Here is a 332-nt window from a genome sequence, read left to right on the forward strand (position 1 = left end):
ACCAAGTCCTGTTCCTACTGAAGTAGAAATCACTACAGGTTGGAATTTAAAATCATCCACTCCATTATAATTTTTGATAGTAAGTTGAGCTATGCCACTACTTTTAGCTTGAGAACCTGTTTCAAATCTAGTTACACCTATTTTAGAACTTTGAGTTGGACCTATGCTAGCTTTTACGGTTTGATTTGACTGTGCACCTAGTTGAAATTCTTGATTTACAAAGTTTCCACTTAAAAGTTGTTTGCCATTAAAAGCTGTGGTATTTGCTATATTATCAAGTTCTTCCATCAAACGATTTATATCAGCTTGAAGCATATTTCTTGTTTTAGTAC

General features: G+C 33.4%; 1 protein-coding gene. It reads right to left on the reverse strand.

The window, feature by feature from the left end; genetic code table 11:
• Nucleotides 1–332 (reverse strand): flagellin N-terminal helical domain-containing protein (locus E2O22_RS07875; protein WP_439897285.1); only part of this gene is annotated, 332 nt, incomplete at both ends.

This window comes from Campylobacter lari (assembly GCF_004357905.1).
Classification (GTDB): domain Bacteria; phylum Campylobacterota; class Campylobacteria; order Campylobacterales; family Campylobacteraceae; genus Campylobacter_D; species Campylobacter_D lari_D.